The following is an 18985-nucleotide window of genomic DNA, read 5'->3' as shown; positions in this document are numbered from 1 at the left end:
GGCGCTCTTAATTTCCGCCGTGAACCGTCCCGGCGACCCCCTCACACCACGCGATCCGTGGCACACGTGCTCGTTACTGCGCGAAGAGAGCGCGTACCGCTCAGTGATGGTCGTAGCTGTGTGGAAAAAGCCACCGACTGTTAACTATTCACTCCGGTCGTGCTTAGCCTTACGAATCCCAGGGCAGGAACTGGTATCCACCACGGATTCATAACCGGAGGTAGGGCATGAAGTTCGTGTACGACTTCGCCGAGGGAAACAAGGATCTCAAGGACCTGCTGGGTGGCAAGGGCGCCAATCTCGCGGAGATGACCAACCTGGGCCTGCCCGTGCCTCCCGGATTCACCATCACCACCGAGGCCTGCCAGCAGTTCCTCAGCGCCGGTACGCATGTCGACGGGCTCGCCGCGGAGATCGACGAGCATCTCGCCACCCTGGAGTCCGCGATGGGCCGCCGCCTCGGTGACCCGGACGACCCGCTGCTGGTGTCGGTGCGGTCCGGTGCCAAGTTCTCCATGCCGGGGATGATGGAGACCGTCCTCAACGTGGGGCTCAACGACGACTCGGTGGCCGGGCTGTCGCGGCAGGCCGGCGGCAACGACCGGTTCGCCTGGGACTCGTACCGCCGCCTCATCCAGATGTTCGGCAAGACCGTCTGCGAGGTGCCCGGCCACGAGTTCGAGGACGCGCTGCACCAGGCCAAGGTGGCCAAGGGCGTCCAGGACGACGTGCAGCTCGACGCCGCCGACCTGCGGGCGCTCGTCAGCGCGTACAAGAAAGTGTTCGCCAAGCACACCGGCCACGACTTCCCGCAGGATCCCCGCGAACAGCTCGACCAAGCCGTCGAGGCCGTCTTCGGGTCGTGGAACGCCGACCGCGCGGTCCTCTACCGCCGGCAGGAACGCATCCCCACCGACCTCGGCACCGCGGTCAACGTGGTCGCCATGGTCTTCGGCAACCTCGGCGCCGACTCCGGCACCGGCGTCGCCTTCACTCGCGACCCGGCCACCGGTGAACAGGGCGTCTACGGCGACTACCTGTCCGATGCCCAAGGCGAGGACGTGGTCGCCGGCATCCGCAACACGCTGTCGCTGGCCGACCTGGAACGGCTCGACAAACGCTCCTACGACGAGCTGATGCAGATCATGGCTACCTTGGAAGGCCACTACCGGGATCTTTGCGACATCGAGTTCACCATCGAACGCGGCAAACTCTGGATGTTGCAGACCCGGGTCGGGAAACGGACCGCGGCCGCCGCGTTCACCATCGCCGCTCAGCTCGTCGACGAGGGCGTCATCGATCTCGACGAGGCGCTGAACAGGGTCACCGGCGCGCAACTCGGGCAGTTGATGTTCCCGCGGTTCGACCTGGCGGGAAGTCCGGACTCGTTGACGCGGGGAATCGGGGCCTCTCCGGGCGCCGCTTACGGCCAGGTCGTCTTCACCTCGCAACAGGCGGTCGAAGTCGCCGCCTCCGGTGCGCCGGTGATCCTGGTCCGGCGCGAGACCAACCCCGACGACCTGCCCGGCATGATCGCCGCCAACGGCATTCTCACCAGCCGCGGCGGCAAGACCTCACACGCCGCCGTCGTCGCCCGTGGCATGGGCAAGACCTGCGTCTGCGGCGCCGACGAGATGGTGGTGTCCGCGACGTCGTTCGCGATCGGCTCGCACACCGTCCGCGAAGGCGACATGATCTCCATCGACGGCACCTCCGGCCGGGTCTACCCGGGTGAGGTGCCGGTACGCCCGAGTGAGGTCGTGCAGTATTTCGAAGGCGATCTCGACCCGGCGCGGGCCAACGATCCGCTGGTCGCGGCGGTGCACCGGATCCTCACGCACGCCGACGGGAAACGCCGTCTCAACGTGCGCACCAACGCCGACACCGGCACCGACGCCGCCCGCGCCCGACGTTTCGGCGCCCAGGGCATCGGGCTGTGCCGCACCGAGCACATGTTCCTCGGCGACCGTCGGGAACTGGTCGAACGCCTCATTCTTGCGCGCGACGAGACTGAACGGAACGCTGCTCTGTCGGCTTTGCAGCCGCTGCAGCGCGCTGATTTCCTGGACATATTCCGGGAGATGAACGGGCTGCCCGTCACGATCCGGCTGATCGACCCGCCGCTGCACGAGTTCCTGCCGTCGCTGGAGGAACTCGCGGTCAAGGTCGCCGTTCAGCGCGAACACGGGCGGCGGGTGGAACACGACGAGCAGCTTCTCGCCGCGGTCCGCCGGATGCACGAGCAGAACCCGATGCTCGGGCTGCGCGGCGTACGCCTCGGGCTGGTCATTCCCGGTCTTTTCGCCATGCAGGTCCGGGCCATCGCCGAAGCCGCCGTCGCACTGGCCGCCGAAGGTGGCAACCCGCGCCCGGAAATCATGGTCCCGCTGGTAGGAGCCGTTCAAGAGCTGGAAACCGTACGCACCGAGGCGGAGAGGATCATCGCCGAGATCGTCGGTTCCAGCGGTGTGGAGATCCTGATCGGCACCATGATCGAGGTGCCGCGGGCCGCCCTGACCGCCGGCCAGATCGCCGAGGCCGCCGAGTTCTTCTCCTTCGGCACCAACGACCTCACCCAGATGGCCTGGGGATTCTCCCGCGACGACGTGGAAGGCGCCTTCTTCTGGCGCTACCTGGAACTCGGCATCTTCGGCATCTCCCCGTTCGAATCCATCGACACCGACGGCGTCGGCCGCCTGATCCGGATCGCCGCCGAAGAAGGCCGCGCTGCCCGTCCCGGCCTGAAACTGGGTGTCTGCGGTGAGCACGGTGGCGACCCGGATTCCGTCCATTTCTTCCACGAAGTGGGCCTCGACTACGTCTCCTGCTCCCCGTTCCGCGTCCCGATCGCCCGCTTGGAGGCTGGCAGGGCCGCCGTCACCGCGGAAGACTCTGATCATCGTTGACCCCGCCGCCGGGCGCGTGGAGCCGGGCGCGTGGAACGGAGCGGGGCGGGTAGCGCCGGGCGGGTGGAGCCCGGCCGATCGGGCCGAAAACGTCGGAGGTGGGGTCTAGCGTCCGAGGGGACGGAGTCAACGACGACGATGGAGCTAGCCATGACGTCCCGCCTCAACCCGTACCTGTCGTTCGACGGCAACGCCCGCGAGGCCGTCGAGTTCTACCGCACGGTCCTCGGCGGTGAGCTGAAGGTCAACACGTTCGGCGAGTTCGGCGCGCCCGAGCCGGCGATCAAGGACCTGGTGATGCACGGTCAGCTGGACACCGAGCAGGGCTACACGCTGATGGTGTCCGACACCCCGCCCGGGATGGAGTACAAGCCGGGCACCAACATCACGGTGAGCCTGAGCGGCGACGACGGTGATCTTCTGCGCGGTTACTGGGAGGCGCTGTCCGCGGGTGCGCAGATCAGTGTGCCCCTGGAGAAGCAGATGTGGGGCGACGAGTTCGGCCAGCTCACCGACCGGTTCGGCGTCCCGTGGATGGTCAACATCGGCGGCTGATCAACTGTTGCGGCGCCGGGGCGCGAAATGCGCCCCGGGCCACCAACGGCGAGGAGGTCTACTCGTCGGATTCCAGGGCGTCGCGGATCGGCCGGAGAGCGGCCAGCGCCTTGGGCAGGCCGTCCTCCCACGTGTCGCGCCATTCGGAGTCGTCGCCGACGATCCGGTCCAGGGCACGCAGGGCGAGAGCCGGCAGGTCGGCGGGGATGTCGAGAGTGCCGCCGCCGGTCAGGAAGTCGGGAGCGTACGCGGTGGTCAGGGTGCTGCCGCTGGGCTGGAGGGACGCGACGACTGCCGCGGCGGCCACGGCCCGGTTGGCGGGGTCGCTGTCCAGATATTCGCCGCGGTGCAGCACTTCACTGAGGGTCTGCCGGATGAGGGCGACACGCCGTTCGGGTCCCGCGTCCTGAAGCTCTCCGCTCCAGTCGGCGGCGTTGTCGTTGTCGAACGGCCCGAAATCCCAGGTGCCCATTCGTGTCCCTCCGGTGGCTTCTGGGTGGTTGCACCCACGAAATGATCACACATCGGTGAATCCGGATCGTGCGGCACCGCCGGACGGTTCATCGGGGTGACACCGAACACGGAGTGTTCATAAGCACGTCCTTACTTTGCGTGTCGGTCTTCCGACGTCTACGGGTGGACCGCTTTGTGCCGCGTTTCCGAATTGTTGAAGCAATTACGACATGGTGGCCCAGACCCCCGGTGGGCTCTCGTCTGTTTTGTAGTGAATGGTCGATCTTGAAGTGTCGGCTCGACTGTGGTGGCGGGCACATGCTGCATTATCGGGGGTGACTGTCCGAACAGACTCCTGCATAGAATCTCGACCAATCAGCATCGGAGCCAGGGGGGCTCGTGTGCCGCGTTGCGGCAACGATGGTGCCGAGGGGGAGATTTACGTGACGGTCGAACGACCGGTCCGTGAGTGGCAAGGATTGATCATTCCGGATCCCGGGGTCTACGCCCTGGACGAAGCCCACAAACGCATCGGTTTCGTGGCACAGCACATGATGGTCAGCCCGGTTCGGGGCGAATTCGCGAAAGGCGCGGCGACGATAGCGGTAGGAGCTGATCCGCTGCAGTCGTCGATCAGCGCGTCCATTCGCGCGGACAGCATCAACACTCACAATCCGGAACGGGACGCGCACCTGTCGAGTCCGGATTTTCTGGACGTCAGCCGTTATCCCACACTGGAGTACCGCAGTACCGGGATCACTTGGGAAGCCGACAGCGACCCGATCTTCAACTGGGCGCGGCTGCGCAACAATCCGCTCAGTCGGCGCGGCACCGTCGCCGATCTGCCGCCGGCGGCCACCCGTGCCTCCGGCCGGTTCGTGATCAACGGCCAGTTGACGGTCAAGAGCGTCACCCGGCCGGTCGACATGCACATGGAGTTCGGTGGGGCGCGGCGAGATCCGTACGATCGCGAGATCTTCGGCTTCTCTGCCTCCGCCGAAGTCGACCGGGAGGCTTTCGGCCTCGTCTGGAACGTCGTCCTGGAAGCCGGTGGCGTCCTGGTCGGCAAGAAGATCCGCATCGAGATCGCCGGTGAGGCGATCCGCAGCGCCTGACCCTCGGCGAAGGCGGGCCGGTCCGCCACATCGCGGACCGGCCGCGCGAAGAGCCGGAGACCAGGCGTGCGAAGGCGCGGCCGGACCGGCCGTGCAAGGCGCGGCCGGCCGGGAAAGCGCTGGCCATCCCGGCCGTGAACAGCGGGTGTCAGAACTCGTAGGCGCCCGAATCCTCGTCGAAGTCGGGCTCCGGCGGCAGCGGGATCGCATCGTCCGGCCCGGCGACCGCAGGCTGCGAACGGCCTGACCGGGAAGGCCCAGCGGCCGCCGCCTGTGAACGGCTGGTCCGAGCCGGAGCTGCGGACCGGGCGGGCGCGGCGGAGGCGGCCGACCGCGCGGGCGAAGCAGGGACGGCGGACCTGGTGGAAAGAGCCGGGTCGGCACTGGGCAGGAGCGCCGGCGCCTCAGCCGAGGACTCCGGAACGGCTTCGCCGCGGACCGTCGCCAGCACCTGGTCACCGAACTTGGTCAGCTTGCTCTGACCGACTCCGCTCACCGTCCCCAACTGGTCCAGCGTCTGCGGGGCCAGCGCCGCGATGGCCCGCAACGTGGCGTCGTGGAAGATGACGTAGGCGGGCACGCTCTGCTCCTTGGCGGTGGCTCCACGCCACGCTCGCAGCCGCTCGAACAGGTCCGCGCCCTCGGGCGAGAGGTCGGCGGGAGCGGCAGCCGGGGGCTTGCCGGTGGCCGAACCGGAGCGGGACGAGGAAGTCCGTGGCGAGGGCACTTCCCGCCGCATCATCACCTTCCGCTCACCCTTGAGGATCTCCGCGCTGCGCGGGGTGAGGGCGATCGTCCCGTACTCCCCTTCGACGGCGAGGAACCCACCGGCGAGAAGCTGCCGGACGACGCCCCGCCACTCGGTCTCTTTCAGGTCGGCGCCGATCCCGAAGACCGACAGTTCGTCGTGCCGGAACCGGCTGACCTTGTCGGTCCGCTTGCCGAGCAGGATGTCGATCGACTGCCCGGCCCCGAACTTCTGCCCGCGCTCCTTCTGCAGCCGGACCACCGTCGACAGCAGTTTCTGCGCGGGAACCGTCCCGTCCCACGACGACGGCGGGGTCAGGCACGTGTCGCAGTTGCCGCAGGCGGTCTCGGAGGGCTGGCCGAAATACGACAGGATCTGCGCCCGCCGGCAGGTGACGCTCTCGCACAGGGCGAGCATCGCCTCCAGATGCTGTCCGGCGTTGCGCCGGAACGCCAGGTCCCCGTCTGAGCTCTCGATCATCTTGCGCTGCTGCATGACGTCCTGCAGCCCGTACGCCAGCCAGGCCGTCGACGGCAGCCCGTCGCGCCCGGCCCGGCCGGTCTCCTGGTAGTAGCCCTCCAGGGATTTCGGCAGGTCCAGGTGGGCGACGAACCGCACGTCCGGTTTGTCGATGCCCATGCCGAAGGCGATGGTCGCGACCATGACCAGGCCGTCCTCGCGCAGGAACCGGGACTGGTTGGTGAACCGGGTCCGGGCGTCGAGACCAGCGTGGTACGGCAGCGCGGGAATCCCGTTCTGGCTGAGGAACTCGGCGTGTTTCTCCACTGACGCCCGGGACAGGCAGTAGACGATGCCGGAGTCGCCGGCGTGCTCGCTGCGCAGCAGCTCCAGGAGCTGCCGGGACGGGCTGTTCTTGCCGACGATCCGGTACTGAATGTTGGGGCGGTCGAAACTGGCCGTGAAATGCCGTGCCTCGGTCAGCTGCAGCCGCTCGGCGATCTCGTCGCGGGTGGCCGGGGTGGCGGTGGCGGTCAGCGCGATCCGGGGCACGTCGGGCCAGCGCTCGTGCAGCATCGACAGGGCCAGGTAGTCGGGCCGGAAGTCGTGCCCCCACTGGGCGACACAGTGCGCCTCGTCGATCGCGAACAGGCTGATCTTGCCGCGGTCCAGGAGCCGCTGCACTCCGGCCGTGCCGAGGCCTTCCGGTGCTACGTAGAGCAGGTCCAGCTCGCCGGCCAGGAACTCGGCCTCGACGACCCGCCGCTCGTCGAGGTCCTGCGAGGAGTTGAGGAAGCCGGCTCGCACCCCCACCGTCCGCAGAGCGTCGACCTGATCCTGCATCAGCGCGATCAGCGGCGAGACCACCACCCCGGTGCCTGGCCGCACCAGCGCGGGGATCTGGTAGCACAGCGACTTGCCGCCACCGGTCGGCATCAGCACCAGCGCGTCGCCACCGTCGATCACGTGATCGACGATGTCGCCCTGCTGCCCGCGGAACGACGGATAGCCGAAGACACGGTTAAGAGCGTCGGTGGCACTGGACACGGAGATCGGAGGGGCGTCAGTCACCCCGCGAAGTCTAGAGAGCCGTTCGGGCGGCCGCCGTAAGCCCTGTGGATGACGGCGGCCGGTCGAACGTCACTCCGCCAGAGGCAGGTCGATCGTGTGCGCGGTGTGCGACGCTTTCACGCTCAGGTACCGCACGTTGGCCGCTGACAGGTGCACCCCGGTCGGGATCTGCTGGGTCACGTCGATGCCCAGATCGGCGAGCTGTCCGGCCTTGTCCGGGTTGTTGGTGAGCAGCCGCACCCGGTCCACACCGATGCCGAGCAGCATCTGCGCGGCGGCGGTGTAATCCCGCTCGTCCTCGCCACGGCCCAGCGCCACGTTCGCCTGATAGGTGTCCAGGCCGTCGTCCTGCAGCGCGTACGCGTCCAGTTTGGCGTACAGGCCGATGCCCCGCCCTTCCTGGCGCAGGTAGAGCAGGAAGCCGCCCTGGTCGGTGATCCGTTCCACCGCCTCGCGCAGCTGCGGGCCGCAGTCGCAGCGCTGACTGCCGAAGACGTCACCGGTCAGGCATTCGCTGTGCGGCCGGACCAGTGGAGCCCGGCCTCCCGCGGCCGACTTGGTGAGCGCCCGTTGCCAGTCACCGAGGCCGAGCGCGAGATGCTCCTTGCCATCGTCGAGTCCGTCGAACGTCATCACCCGCGCCGTGGTCGCGTAGCCGTCCGGGAAACGCAACGGCACGGTCACCTGCCGGCGGATGGTGGCCTTGGTGACTGCCGTAACTGCCGGGGCTTCGAACATCGGTCCTCCTCGTTGGTTCCCGCCGAACTCGGCGCACCGGTTCATCCACTGCCCCGAGATCGGCCCCCGCACACGGGGATTATGGTGAGGTCCGATCTCGGGAGGAGTCATCGGTGGCTGAGCGTCCTTACATCCTGCTGAGCTGTGGCATGTCCATCGACGGTTATCTCGACGACGCGACGGAGGAGCGGCTGCTCCTGTCGAACGACGCGGACTTCGACCGGGTCGACGCGGTCCGCGCGCAGTGCGACGCGATCCTGGTCGGTGCCGGCACGATCCGTCAGGACAATCCGCGGTTGCTGATCCGGTCCGCCGCACGCCGGGCCGCCCGGATCGCCCGCGGCGAGGCGCCCGATCCGGTGAAGGTCACCGTGACCGGCCGCGGTGACCTCGACCCGGAGGCGTCGTTCTTCACCACGGGTGAGGCCGACCGGTTCGTCTACTGCTCGACTACGGCCGTGGACGGCACCCGGAAGCTGCTCGGTGACCGTGCCACCGTGGTCGACGGCGGCGAGCCGGTCGACGTGCGCCTGATCGCCACCGACCTGAGCGCGCGAGGGGTGCGCAAGCTCATGGTCGAGGGCGGCGGGCAGATGCACACCCAGTTCCTCACGGCGGGGCTCGCCGACGAGTTGCAGCTGGTGGTCGCACCGTTCTTCGTCGGTGACCCGCGGGCGCCGCGTTTCGTCCACGACGGGGTCTTCCCGTGGGGGCCCGGTGATCGGGCCACCCTCGCCGAGGTCCGCCAGATCGGTGACGTCGTGCTGCTGCGCTACGCCTTGTCCGAGCGGTTCGAACGTCAAGCCGCGACTCCACCGGAGTAAGCGGGCTGCCGCACCTGAAGCGGCACGATGACCGGAAGCGCGGCCACGGCCGGTGCGGGCGACACGAAAACGGCCGGTGCGGGTGCCGCGGTAAGGGCCGGAACGGGCGCCACCATAGGGGCCGGAACGGGCGCCACGATAAGGGCCGACGTTCGACGGTTCGCGATCATTCGTACGACAAGAATCGCCGCACCCGGGGCCGCCGCGACGAAGGCCAGAATGCCGTAAGCCACCGCGATCGTCAGGCCCTGCGCCGCGCTCAAGCCGGCCGCGCCGAACGCCCAGGCCATCACGCCCTCGCGCGGCCCCCAGCCGCCGATGTTGACCGGCAGGCCCATCGCGATCAGCGCCAGCAGCAGCAACGGGGCCAGCTCCAGAACGGTCGCCACGCTCCCGGCCGCCTTCGCCGCCACCAGGAACGTCGCCAGATGCCCGGCCAGCACCGCCGCCGACGCCAGCAGCACACCGGGGCCGCTGCGCCGCGACAGCAGACCGGAACGGATCTCCGCCAGCCCGGTCCGGGCCGCGCCCGCCGCCTTCGAGTGCCCGCCCCGAAGCTTCCGCACGACGAACAGAACCAGGACGCCTGCTGCGGCGATGCTTGCGGTCACCGCCGCGACCAGCGGTCCGTGCGCCTTCAGCAGATCAAGGACCGGCGAGGGTACGGAGAACAGCACCGCCGCGCCGACCAGCAGGAGCACGAGCTGCCCCGCGGTCCGCTCCAGCACGACCGCCCGCACCCCACGGCCCAGGTCACCCTCGTCCTTGCCGTGCCGGACGGCCCGCCCGACGTCGCCGAGGATCCCGCCCGGCAGTGCCGCGTTCAGGAACAGCGCCTGGTAGTAGTCGGCCGTCGCGTCCTTCAGCGTCAGCCGCATACCCAGGCCTCGGGCCACCAGGCACCACCGCCACGCGCTCAGCACCGTGGTCGCGGCGCCGATCCCCAGCGCCGCCACCAGCGTGCTCATGTCCAGCACCCGCAGCCCGTCGACAAACGCGCCGGTCCCGAGGCGCCAGAGCACCAGCGCCAGGATCGCGGCGCCACCCAGCAGTCGCAGCCAGGCCCAGATCGATCGGTTCACGTCCGTAGTCCCCTCGTAGCTCTCGAGGACTAGTACGCCCAACCGGTCTTCCAGGGTTCACTCGAAGATCGCTAAAACATCCTGGTGTCCCACCGAGGCATGCGGAAGAGTACCCAGACGCCGGGTCAGATATTCGTCGAGATCGAGGTCAGGGCGCTCCTCGCGGGCCGCGCCGACCCAGCCGCGCAGCCACTCGGCGGTCAGTGCCGGGCTCGCCGGACCCAGACGCCAGGGACTCGGCCGAACGATCACCCGGGCCCCGACCTCCTCGAAAGCCGCCGCCGCGACACCGGGGGCGTCCGGCCCGAGCAGGCGCCGTCCACCTTCCTCGCGCCGCTGGTGAGTGTTGAAAGCGGCCTCGACCTCGGCATCGAGGGGGTCGTCCGGGGCCAGTTGCACCTCACCGGTCACCGAGAGGGTGAACAGCACCGCCGTCTTCGCCTCTGCACACACCGCGGCCAGTCTGCGCACCTCTTCGGCGGTCAGCAGGTCCAGCAGCGCCGAACAGGTGATCAGGTCGGTGCCGGCCAGATCGGCGGCGGTGAGGTCGGCGACGTCCATCCGCTGGGTGCTCACCGTCACACCGGCCGGCATGCCCGCCGCCGCGCGCAGCAGCAGCTCCGGATCCCGGTCCGTCATGATCCAGTGCTGCGGGCCGGACAGGTGCCCAGTGAGCCAGCGCCCCAGCGAACCGGTGCCGCAACCCAGGTCCCGGACGGTCCGCACCTCGTCGGGCAGTTGCTCGACCAGCTCCAGGGAACGGGCGGCGGCGTCGGCGGGTTCCCGCAGGCCCAGCCAGGTGGCGCTGAACTCGCCGTTGGTGTCGTCGCCGGTGGTCCCGGGTGCCGGACCGGTCTCGCTGAACGTCCCGAGCTCCCCGCGGGCGGCCGCAGCCGGGACCGGGCCCGCCCCCGGCAGCGGACCGCTGAGCCGTCCGGCGCCGGTGAACAGGTCGTCGGCCGGCATGGTCTCGATCTTGCCGTGCACCTCGGTCATGTGTGCCTCCTCGGCGTCGTTGTCGCGGTGCGACACGTCAGCGACCAATGTTTGCAGGACTTCGCCCAGCAGGCGGGCGGTCTCGTCCCAACCGGTCAGTGTCTCGCGGCGGGCCAGCGCGTCGGCCCGCCAGCGATCGCGCAGTTCCGGGCCGGTGAGCCAGTCGCGCAGGGCTCCGGCCAGGGCGTCCGGATCGTCCGGCGGAACCAGACGGCCGGGGATCCCGCCGCCGGGCGCCGCGCCGAGCGCTTCCGGCACACCTCCGACGTCGCTGGCCACCACCGGAATGCCCCGTGCCAGCGCCTCGGTGATCACCATCCCGTAGGTCTCTGCCCGCGACGGCAGAACAAAGAGATCCGCGTTCGCGTACGCGTCGTCGAGCGCGGCGCCGGCCAGTGGTCCCACGAACCGCACGCCGGGCACTGCGGGTCCCGGGGGTTCGCCGGCTCCGGCGACGGTGCAGGTCCAGCCCGGATCGGTGATGAGCGTCAGCGCCGCCAGCAGGACGTCCTGGCCCTTGCGATGAGTCAGCGACGCGACGTTGAGGAAGCGATGACCACCGGGGGAGGGCACCGCGGGCGGGGCCGGGTCGACTCCCGGCGGGATCGCGTGCACCCCGGTGAGCGCGTGCAACTCCTCGACGCGGCGAGCCGCGGGGGTGCTGGTGGCGATGACTGCGGCGGCCAGGTGCAGGGCCTGGAACTCGTGGCCGCGCAGCTCCGCGGCGACGTCGGCGGGCAGCCCGGTCTCGTCGCTGAGCGGCAGGTGGACCAGGATCGCCAGGCGCAGGCGGACGGCGTGTGGTTCCAGGATCTCCGGGACACCACAGGCGACCAGTCCGTCGAGCAGGGCGACCGCACCGTCCGGGATCGCCGTCAGAAGATCGGTGAGCGCCCGCCGGGCCGCGGGTCCGGGATGCGGCCAGGAGCCGGGCAGGAGGTGTTCCTCCGCGGGGAGCCGTCGCAGGATCTCGCGGTCGTACCGGTTTCCGCCGCTCGGTGCCGCCGGGTCGTCGAGACCACCCGGCAGCACCGCGTACAGCGGACGACTCACAGGGTCCGCTCGTAGCTCGCCCATGCGATGTGCGACTCGTGCAGAGTCACCGAGATGCCGGTCAGCCCGGTCGCGCCGGGCCCCAGCTCGCCGGCCTGCGCGCGGACCGCGAGCCGGTCGGTGATGACCTTGGCCAGGAACTCGGTGGACGTGTTGATCCCGGTGAACTCGGGATCGTCGTCGAGGTTGCGGTAACTGAGCCCGGAGCAGATGGTGTGCAGCTGCTCGCTCGCGCGGCCGATGTCCACCACGATGTTGTCGTCGTCCAGCTCCGGACGGCGGAACGTGGCGTCGACGACGAACGTGGCGCCGTGCAGACGCTGCGCCGGGCCGAAGACATCGCCGGAGAAGCTGTGCGCGATCATGATGTGGTCGCGGACGGTGACGCTGAACAAGAGCTCATCTCCTCATGTGTGGTTCGTGGCGTACTACGGGTACCCGCCCCGGAAAGATCAAATCGGGTAGTCGATGACCTGGCAGAGGGCCTTGAGACTGCCGTCGGACAGTGCCGGGAGCAGGGACGGCAGTTCGTCGAAGTCGCTGTGCCCGGTGATCAGTGCGTCGAAGCGTGAGTCTTTCAGCAGCTCCAGGGCGGTTTGGAAGCGGGCGGCGTAACTCCGGTGCCGGGTCGGGGAGATGCCACCCACCTGCGAACTCCGGATCGTCAGCCGCTTCGAGTGGAAGAATTCGCCCAACGGCACAGAAACGGCGTTATCTCCGTACCAACTGAGCTCGACGACCGTACCCTCGTATCGAAGAAGTTGAAGGCTTGTCGTCAGCCCACTCTCCGTAGCGCTGGCGTGGATCACGATGTCCCGGTCACCCGCGGCCTCGGCGGGATGGGCGAACCCCACCCCGAGAGCGGCGGCGACCTCGGCCCGGGTGGGATCGACGTCGATCAGTTGGACGTCGGTCGCCGGAAGGCCGGCCAGCACCGCGGCCACCGAAGCACCCACCATGCCCGCACCGACCACAGTGATCCGGTCGCCGATCTGCGGCGCGGCGTCCCAGACGGCGTTGACCGCGGTCTCCACCGTCCCGGCGAGCACGGCCCGGGCGGCCGGCACCTGCGAAGGCACCACGGTCACACTCGACGCCGGCACCACGTAGTGAGTCTGATGCGGGTAGAGGCAGAAGACCGTCTTCCCGATCAATTCCGGTACGCCGGCCTCGACCACTCCGACGTTGAGGTATCCGTACTTCACCGGCGCCGGGAAGTCGCCCTCCTGGAACGGCGCCCGCATGGCCGCCCACTGGCTCTCCGGAACCCGCCCCTGGAACACCAGAGTCTCTGTGCCGCGGCTCACTCCGGAGTGCAGTGTGCGGACCCTCACCTCACCGTCGGAGGGATCCGGCACCTGTTCGATGCGTAGTTCCCCGGTTCCCGGGCAAGTCAACCAGAACGCTTTCGCCAAGGATTCGTCCTTCCACAGCTGAACCAAAACTCCCCGTAGAGCGTGTTGATCGGGGACAGCAGCTAGACCCTACGTGCAGGAGGAATGGTGACCTTCAGTACCGCCACGACCACGATGAGCCAGTCCAGGGCTCCGCTGGCCGGGTTCACCGCCCAGCTCCTCCTGCTGACGACCCTCGCGCTCACTGTCGGTCTCAGCACGTGGGCCTGGTTCGCCGGGGTGGTCTTCGGGGCCGTTCTGTGCGGGCTGCTGAAAGTGGCGTTACATCGTGCCGGCATGACCACGCTCGGTTGGGCGAATTCGGTCACGCTCGGACGGGCGATCCTCACCGGTGGAGTCACCGCGATGATCGTCGGCTCGGACGCCTCGCCGTTGCTGATCGCCGCGGTCGCCGCGGTGGCCCTGGCCATGGACGGGGTCGACGGCCAGGTGGCCCGCCGCACCGGCACCACCTCGGCGCTCGGTGCGCGGTTCGACATGGAGGTCGACGCGTTCCTGATCCTGGTCCTCAGTGGTGCCGCCGCCATCGAGTTCGGCTGGTGGGCGCTCGCGATCGGCGCCTTCCGCTATCTGTTCGTGGTCGCGTCGTGGGCGCTGCCGTGGATGAACGCCGCGCTGCCGCCGAAGTTCAGCCGCAAGGTCGTCGCCGCTCAGCAGGGTGTGATGCTCGCCGTCGTGGTCAGCGGCCTGCTGCCGACCGCGTTCGCGGTGTTCGCGCTGGCTGTCGCCCTGGCGAGTCTGACCTGGTCGTTCGGCCGCGACATCGTCTGGCTCCACCAGGTGTCCCGGGTCCGCCAGGTGGCCGGCAGCCGTCGCCCGGCTCCGCGGGCGCGCGCCCTGGCCACCCGCTGATCCTCAACGCAGGTCGGCGCAGCCGGGCCCGTCGGCGATGCCGTTCACGATGCGGTACTTCGAGATGTCACCGCGCACGTAGCTGTCCAGCTGACTGATGGCGGTCGGCTCCTCTCCGTTGTTCATCAGGTACCCGACGATCGCGGTGTCCACGGTCCGGCAGGTGGCCTGGTCGGCGACTGTCTGGGCGCGCGACTCCAACTCCCTGGGGTTTAACGCAGCGTAAGAAATACCGCCGATACTCACGGTGATGGCACTGGTCATGGCAAGCTCGATCAAACGCACCAACGCAGGTTAGTCATGATCACTCAAGGTAGGCCAGTGGGCCGTTCGGCCGAGATCAACAACGCTGAGTGATGATCGACAGGGCGAATGAATAGACGTGAGGCACCCTGATGGTGTTATTTTGATTACTCGCAGCAACCCTGTGATTGCGCTGGAGGATCCCATGCGTCGTGCCGCCGTCGTCCTCGCCCTCGTTCTCGCCGGCCTGCTGGTCGCCGCGCCCGCCCAGGCTTTCGCCCACAACGCGGTGCACAACCCCGCTCTGCACACGGTCCTCGACGGGCTGACCCTGCTGGTCGCGTCCGCGCCGGTGTGGACGGCTCTACTCTGGGCCGGCGGCCGTCGCTGGCTGCTCGCGGCTCTGATCGGGGTCGTCCAGATCCCGGTCGCGATCATCGGCTTCGTGCCGATCGCCAACCCCTACCTGCACCTGACCCTGTTCGCCGTCGCCCTGGGCCTGACCGCGGTCTCCCTCCGTGTGGTCCGCAACCAGGCCCGCCAGGCCGCGGCCGTGACGACCGCCTGACCGCACCTCGTCGTCCATCGGATGGCCGGAACTTCTCAGCGGGCCGGTCATCCGATGTGATGTCGGCGTAACCTCGTTGTCAGTGAGCCTGGCCACAATGACTGCGTGGTGCACGAGACGATGATGCCGGTGAACGGCATCGAGATGTGCGTGGAGACCTTCGGCGAACCCACCGAGCCCCCGATGCTGCTGTTGGCCGGGGATGCCAGCTCGATGGACTGGTGGGACGACGAGTTCTGCAGACGGCTGGCCGCCGGGAACCGCTTCGTGATCCGGTACGACCATCGCGACACCGGCCGCTCCACGTCCTACCCAGCCGGTGCGCCCGACTATTCGGCCGCCGACCTCATGCACGACGCGGTAGGTGTCCTGGACGCCCTCCGCCTACCAGCCGCGCACCTGGTCGGCTTCTCCTTCGGCAGCGCACTGGCCCAGCGCATCGCCGTGCACTATCCGTCCCGGGTGCTCAGCCTCGCCCTGATCGCCGCGGCCGTCGACGGCCCGCTGGCCGCCCCCACACCGGAGAGCCCGCTGGTCGCTCTGGGCGGCCCACTCCCGGTCTCGACCTCGAAGATCAAAGTCGGCGTCGGTACGGTGGAAGCCCGGCTGGCCACCGAGGAGACCGACTGGTCGAACCGCCGGTCCGCGGTGTCCCGCATGATCGACGAGGTCCGCGCCCGCGGCGGCCCGTTCACGCCCGGCGAATCGCAGCTGCGCCGGCTGGCCGAGCGCATCTTCGACCGGTCCGCCGACTTGGCCGCCACCCGGCTGAACCATCAACTCGCCGGTTACGGCCCCCCGATCCGCGACCTGCTCCGCACCATCGAGACCCCGACGGTCGTGCTGCACGGCACCTTGGACCAGCGGTTCCCCGCCGACCATCCGGAGGAGTTGGCCCGCAGCATCCCCGGTGCCCGCCTGGTCTGGCTGGACGGTGTGGGCCACGAGTTCCCGCCCCGCGCCGTCTGGGGCCAGGTCCTGAACGAGATCCTGGCCGCCTGACCCGAGCGGCTTGATCGGTTCTGCGAGTATCGCGCGGTGTGGACACCAACCTCGACCGGCTCCTCCTCGTGCCCGCCGCGGTCCTGGTGGCCGTCCTCCTGCTGTTCCACCGTGCCGTCCCCGGCGGGAGTCTGCTGCCGACCGTTCTGCCGTGGCTCGGCCTGGCCGTCCCCGTGCTGCTCGCCCTCGCCGTCCGGCGCCGCTCCCGGCCTGTCCTGATCGCGACGGTGCTGCCGCTGGCCGCTTGGCTGACGGTCTTCGGCGGCCACCTGATCCCGGACGACGACCTCCCGTACGACGTGGTCGCAGTGCAGCACAACGCCAGCGACGAGAATCCGGACCCGGCGGGCACCGTGCGCGCGCTCCTCGCCGCCGAACCCGGCCTGGTGGCCCTCGAGGAGGTCACCCCGGAGGCACTGCCGGTCTACGCCGCCGCGTTCACCGGCCACTTACCGCACCACGTCGCGTACGGCACCGTCGCCCTCTGGTCCCGCTATCCGCTCACCGAGGCCGCCACGCTGGACATCCGGCCCGCCGCGTTCGGCCCCGACTGGAACCGTGGCCTGCGCGCCGTGGCCCACACCCCGCACGGTGCCATCGCCGTCTACGTCGTCCACCTGCCGTCGGTGCGTCTCGGCCCGTCCGGCCTCGGCTCGGCGAACCGCGACGACAGCGCCGACCGCCTGGGCACCGCGCTACAAGCCGATCCAGCCGTACGCGTGATCCTGCTCGGCGACCTGAACGCCACCGCCGCCGACCGTGGCCTGAAGCCGGTCACCGCGCTGCTGACCACCGCCGGCGCCGACTTCGCCTTCAGCTTCCCGGCGCGTCTCCCGATCGCCCGCATCGATCACGTGATGGCCCGCGGCCTGACCGTGACCGCGGTCCGCACTCTCGGGCGCACCGCCAGCGACCACCTCCCGATCGTCGCCCACCTGCGCGGTTCTTGATCGTGAAAAATGCGGATATCCGGCCCTGACGAGGGGTGGTTCGACGCCGGGTGACCGGTCCCACCGGCGGGCGTCCTACGATCGGGGAGGTACACCGGACATGATGGAGACGGGTGACGATGGAGACGTTGGAGTTCCAGGCAGAGGCGCGCCAGCTGCTGCAGTTGATGGTCCATTCGATCTATTCGAACAAGGACATCTTTCTGCGTGAGCTCATCTCGAACGCCTCCGACGCGCTGGACAAACTGCGCCTGGCGAAGCTGCAGGACGGCCTCGAGGCGGACACCTCCGACCTGCACATCGAGATCGAGAGCGACGCCGAGGCACGCACACTTACCGTTCGTGACAACGGCATCGGCATGACTCGTGAAGAGGTCGTCGAGCTGATCGGCACGATCGCCAAGTCCGGCACGGCGGAGCTGCTCGGCAAGCTCAAGGAGGCCAAGGAGAGCCCCGAGCTGATCGGCCAGTTCGGCGTCGGCTTCTATTCGACCTTCATGGTCGCTGACAAGGTCACACTGGTGACCCGTAAGGCCGGCACCGAGGGCCACGGCACCCGCTGGGAGTCCGAGGGCGCCGGCACCTACACGATCGAGGACGCCGAGGACGCGCCGGTCGGGACCACGGTGACGCTGTACCTGCGTCCCAAGGACGAGGACGACGCCCTCTTCGATTACGCCGACGAGTGGAAGATCAAGGAGATCGTCAAGCGGTACTCCGACTTCATCTCGTTCCCGATCCGCGCCGGTGACGAGGTCCTCAACTCGCAGAAGGCACTGTGGGCGCGCCCGCGCAGCGAGGTCACCGAGGAGGAGTACCACCAGTTCTACCGGCACATCAGCCACGACTGGTCCGACCCGCTCGAGATCATCACGATGAAGGCGGAGGGCACCTTCGAGTACGAGGCGCTGCTCTTCATCCCGTCGCGGGCCCCGCACGACCTGTTCCAGCGGGACGCCCGCCGTGGTCTGCAGCTCTACGTCAAGCGCGTCTTCATCATGGACGACAGCAAAGAGCTGATCCCGGACTACCTGCGCTTCGTCAAGGGTGTCGTCGACGCGGCCGACCTGTCGTTGAACATCTCCCGCGAGATCCTGCAGCAGGACCGGCACATCCAGATGATCCGGCGTCGCCTGGTCAAGAAGGTGCTGTCCACCATCAAGGAACTGATGGGCAGTGACCCGGAGAAGTACGCGACGTTCTGGCGCGAGTTCGGCCGGGCCGTCAAGGAGGGTCTGCTCGCCGAGCCCGACAACCACAAGCCGATCCTGGAGATCGCGTCGTTCGCCACCACCGAGGGGACCGAGCCCACGACGCTCGCCGCCTACGTGGAACGGATGAAGGACGGGCAGGAGGAGATCTACTACCTGACCGGCGAGAGCCGCTCCCAGGTGGAGAACTCGCCGCACATGGAGGCGTTCCAGGCCCAGGGGTACGAGGTGCTGATCCTCACCGACCCGGTCGACGAGATCTGGACCGACGCGGTTCCCGAGTTCGACGGCAAGAAGCTGCGGTCCATCGCGCGTGGGTCCGTCGATCTGCCCAAGGACGAGGAGAAGCCGGAGCCTGAAGGCGACTTCGGTCCGCTGCTCTCCTTCCTCGGCACGAAGCTGGAGGAGCAGGTCAAGGAGGTTCGGCTGTCACACCGGCTGACCACCTCGGCCGCCTGCCTGGTCAGCGACTCCGACGACATCACTCCGGCGCTGGAGAAGATGTACCGGGCGATGGGCCAGGACGGGCCCCGGGTCAAGCGGATCCTCGAACTCAACCCCAGCCATCCGCTGGTGTCCGGTCTTCGTGCCGCCCACGAGCGGGGGGCTGAGGATTCCGCTCTGCCGGACACTGCTGAGCTTCTGTACGGGACTGCTCTGCTTGCCGAGGGCGGGGATCTTGAGGATCCTGCTCGGTTTGCCAAGCTTTTGGCTGATCGGCTTGCTCAGACAGTTTGATATTTT

Annotated in this window: 17 protein-coding genes and 1 pseudogene; 9 read left to right on the top strand and 9 right to left on the bottom strand. The window is 68.7% G+C overall.

The features are described 5' to 3' along the window. Positions 1 to 227: 227 nt before the first annotated feature. Both ppdK and BLU81_RS17960 read left to right on the top strand, forming a co-directional pair. Positions 228 to 2906 (top strand): pyruvate, phosphate dikinase, encoded by a 2679-nt coding sequence (ppdK, locus tag BLU81_RS17965; protein ID WP_092545725.1) that lies wholly within the window; start codon positions 228 to 230, stop codon positions 2904 to 2906. 150 nt (positions 2907 to 3056) lie between these two features. Next, positions 3057 to 3461 (top strand): VOC family protein, encoded by a 405-nt coding sequence (locus BLU81_RS17960; protein ID WP_092545724.1) that lies wholly within the window; start codon positions 3057 to 3059, stop codon positions 3459 to 3461. 58 nt (positions 3462 to 3519) lie between these two features. On the opposite strand, the gene BLU81_RS17955 is transcribed toward BLU81_RS17960, so the two are convergent. Then, the gene (locus BLU81_RS17955; protein WP_092545723.1) at positions 3520 to 3933 is read right to left on the bottom strand and encodes a DUF4259 domain-containing protein; all 414 of its coding nucleotides are present in this window, start codon (positions 3931 to 3933) and stop codon (positions 3520 to 3522) included. A 418-nt stretch (positions 3934 to 4351) separates the two neighbouring features. Here BLU81_RS17955 and BLU81_RS17950 point away from each other — a divergent pair, with 418 nt between their 5' ends. Continuing rightward, positions 4352 to 5029: a YceI family protein gene (locus BLU81_RS17950; protein WP_231954785.1), complete on the top strand. Its 678-nt coding sequence runs from the start codon at positions 4352 to 4354 to the stop codon at positions 5027 to 5029. Between the two features lie 148 nt (positions 5030 to 5177). Here BLU81_RS17950 and recQ read toward each other — a convergent pair whose 3' ends face one another. After that, positions 5178 to 7307, bottom strand: a complete 2130-nt coding sequence (gene recQ / locus BLU81_RS17945; protein WP_231954622.1) for a DNA helicase RecQ — start codon at positions 7305 to 7307, stop codon at positions 5178 to 5180. Positions 7308 to 7376: 69 nt separating this feature from the next. After that, positions 7377 to 8045: a GTP cyclohydrolase II gene (locus BLU81_RS17940; protein WP_092545721.1), complete on the bottom strand. Its 669-nt coding sequence runs from the start codon at positions 8043 to 8045 to the stop codon at positions 7377 to 7379. A gap of 113 nt (positions 8046 to 8158) precedes the next feature. On the opposite strand from BLU81_RS17940, the gene BLU81_RS17935 reads away from it, so the two are divergent. Beyond that, positions 8159 to 8869: a RibD family protein gene (locus BLU81_RS17935; protein WP_092545720.1), complete on the top strand. Its 711-nt coding sequence runs from the start codon at positions 8159 to 8161 to the stop codon at positions 8867 to 8869. Here BLU81_RS17935 and BLU81_RS17930 read toward each other — a convergent pair. From BLU81_RS17930 to BLU81_RS17910, 5 genes and pseudogenes are all read right to left on the bottom strand, one after another. Continuing rightward, positions 8845 to 9951 carry a lysylphosphatidylglycerol synthase transmembrane domain-containing protein gene (locus BLU81_RS17930; RefSeq protein WP_092545719.1) on the bottom strand — a complete coding sequence of 369 codons (1107 nt, stop codon included), beginning with the start codon at positions 9949 to 9951 and terminating at the stop codon, positions 8845 to 8847. The genes BLU81_RS17935 and BLU81_RS17930 overlap by 25 nt on opposite strands. 57 nt (positions 9952 to 10008) lie before the next feature. Further along, positions 10009 to 10746, bottom strand: a complete 738-nt coding sequence (locus tag BLU81_RS17925; RefSeq protein WP_231954784.1) for a class I SAM-dependent methyltransferase — start codon at positions 10744 to 10746, stop codon at positions 10009 to 10011. Positions 10747 to 10998: 252 nt separating this feature from the next. Then, a pseudogene (locus BLU81_RS17920) lies at positions 10999 to 12000 on the bottom strand (glycosyltransferase family 4 protein); the annotation flags it as partial. Beyond that, positions 11997 to 12395: a 6-pyruvoyl trahydropterin synthase family protein gene (locus BLU81_RS17915; RefSeq protein ID WP_092545718.1), complete on the bottom strand. Its 399-nt coding sequence runs from the start codon at positions 12393 to 12395 to the stop codon at positions 11997 to 11999. The gene BLU81_RS17915 and the pseudogene BLU81_RS17920, both read right to left, overlap by 4 nt. Positions 12396 to 12452: 57 nt before the next feature. Beyond that, a complete protein-coding gene (locus BLU81_RS17910) occupies positions 12453 to 13415 on the bottom strand; it encodes a zinc-dependent alcohol dehydrogenase (protein ID WP_172890572.1) in 963 nt (320 codons plus the stop codon). Between the two features lie 84 nt (positions 13416 to 13499). Here BLU81_RS17910 and BLU81_RS17905 point away from each other — a divergent pair, with 84 nt between their 5' ends. Further along, positions 13500 to 14267 (top strand): CDP-alcohol phosphatidyltransferase family protein, encoded by a 768-nt coding sequence (locus BLU81_RS17905; protein WP_172890571.1) that lies wholly within the window; start codon positions 13500 to 13502, stop codon positions 14265 to 14267. Between the two features lie 3 nt (positions 14268 to 14270). Here the strand turns inward: BLU81_RS17905 and BLU81_RS17900 are convergent, their stop codons facing one another. Then, positions 14271 to 14552, bottom strand: a complete 282-nt coding sequence (locus BLU81_RS17900) for a hypothetical protein (protein ID WP_092545717.1) — start codon at positions 14550 to 14552, stop codon at positions 14271 to 14273. A 163-nt stretch (positions 14553 to 14715) separates the two neighbouring features. Here BLU81_RS17900 and BLU81_RS17895 point away from each other — a divergent pair, with 163 nt between their 5' ends. The 4 genes from BLU81_RS17895 to htpG all read left to right on the top strand — a co-directional run bounded on the left by BLU81_RS17895 (position 14716) and on the right by htpG (position 18979). Further along, positions 14716 to 15078 (top strand): hypothetical protein, encoded by a 363-nt coding sequence (locus tag BLU81_RS17895; RefSeq protein ID WP_092557258.1) that lies wholly within the window; start codon positions 14716 to 14718, stop codon positions 15076 to 15078. 105 nt (positions 15079 to 15183) lie between these two features. Further along, positions 15184 to 16080 carry an alpha/beta fold hydrolase gene (locus BLU81_RS17890; protein ID WP_231954621.1) on the top strand — a complete coding sequence of 299 codons (897 nt, stop codon included), beginning with the start codon at positions 15184 to 15186 and terminating at the stop codon, positions 16078 to 16080. Between the two features lie 38 nt (positions 16081 to 16118). Continuing rightward, complete coding sequence (locus tag BLU81_RS17885; protein WP_231954620.1) at positions 16119 to 17030, top strand: endonuclease/exonuclease/phosphatase family protein; 912 nt, start codon at positions 16119 to 16121, stop codon at positions 17028 to 17030. A 113-nt stretch (positions 17031 to 17143) separates the two neighbouring features. Next, positions 17144 to 18979: a molecular chaperone HtpG gene (gene htpG / locus BLU81_RS17880; RefSeq protein WP_197686274.1), complete on the top strand. Its 1836-nt coding sequence runs from the start codon at positions 17144 to 17146 to the stop codon at positions 18977 to 18979. Positions 18980 to 18985 lie beyond the last annotated feature (6 nt).

It is taken from the genome of Actinoplanes derwentensis, from assembly GCF_900104725.1.
Classification (GTDB): domain Bacteria; phylum Actinomycetota; class Actinomycetes; order Mycobacteriales; family Micromonosporaceae; genus Actinoplanes; species Actinoplanes derwentensis.
Note: the sequence above shows the minus strand (reverse complement) of the source record. Positions and strands in the feature narration are given on the sequence as shown.

Excerpts from the sequence above, each read along its gene's own strand:
- BLU81_RS17960 (WP_092545724.1), top strand. The coding sequence starts at position 3,057 with ATGACGTCCCGCCTCAACCCGTACCTGTCGTTCGACGGCAACGCCCGC.
- BLU81_RS17905 (WP_172890571.1), top strand. The coding sequence starts at position 13,500 with ATGGTGACCTTCAGTACCGCCACGACCACGATGAGCCAGTCCAGGGCT.
- BLU81_RS17940 (WP_092545721.1), bottom strand. The coding sequence starts at position 8,045 with ATGTTCGAAGCCCCGGCAGTTACGGCAGTCACCAAGGCCACCATCCGC.
- BLU81_RS17895 (WP_092557258.1), top strand. The coding sequence starts at position 14,716 with ATGCGTCGTGCCGCCGTCGTCCTCGCCCTCGTTCTCGCCGGCCTGCTG.
- ppdK (WP_092545725.1), top strand. The coding sequence starts at position 228 with ATGAAGTTCGTGTACGACTTCGCCGAGGGAAACAAGGATCTCAAGGAC.
- BLU81_RS17955 (WP_092545723.1), bottom strand. The coding sequence starts at position 3,933 with ATGGGCACCTGGGATTTCGGGCCGTTCGACAACGACAACGCCGCCGAC.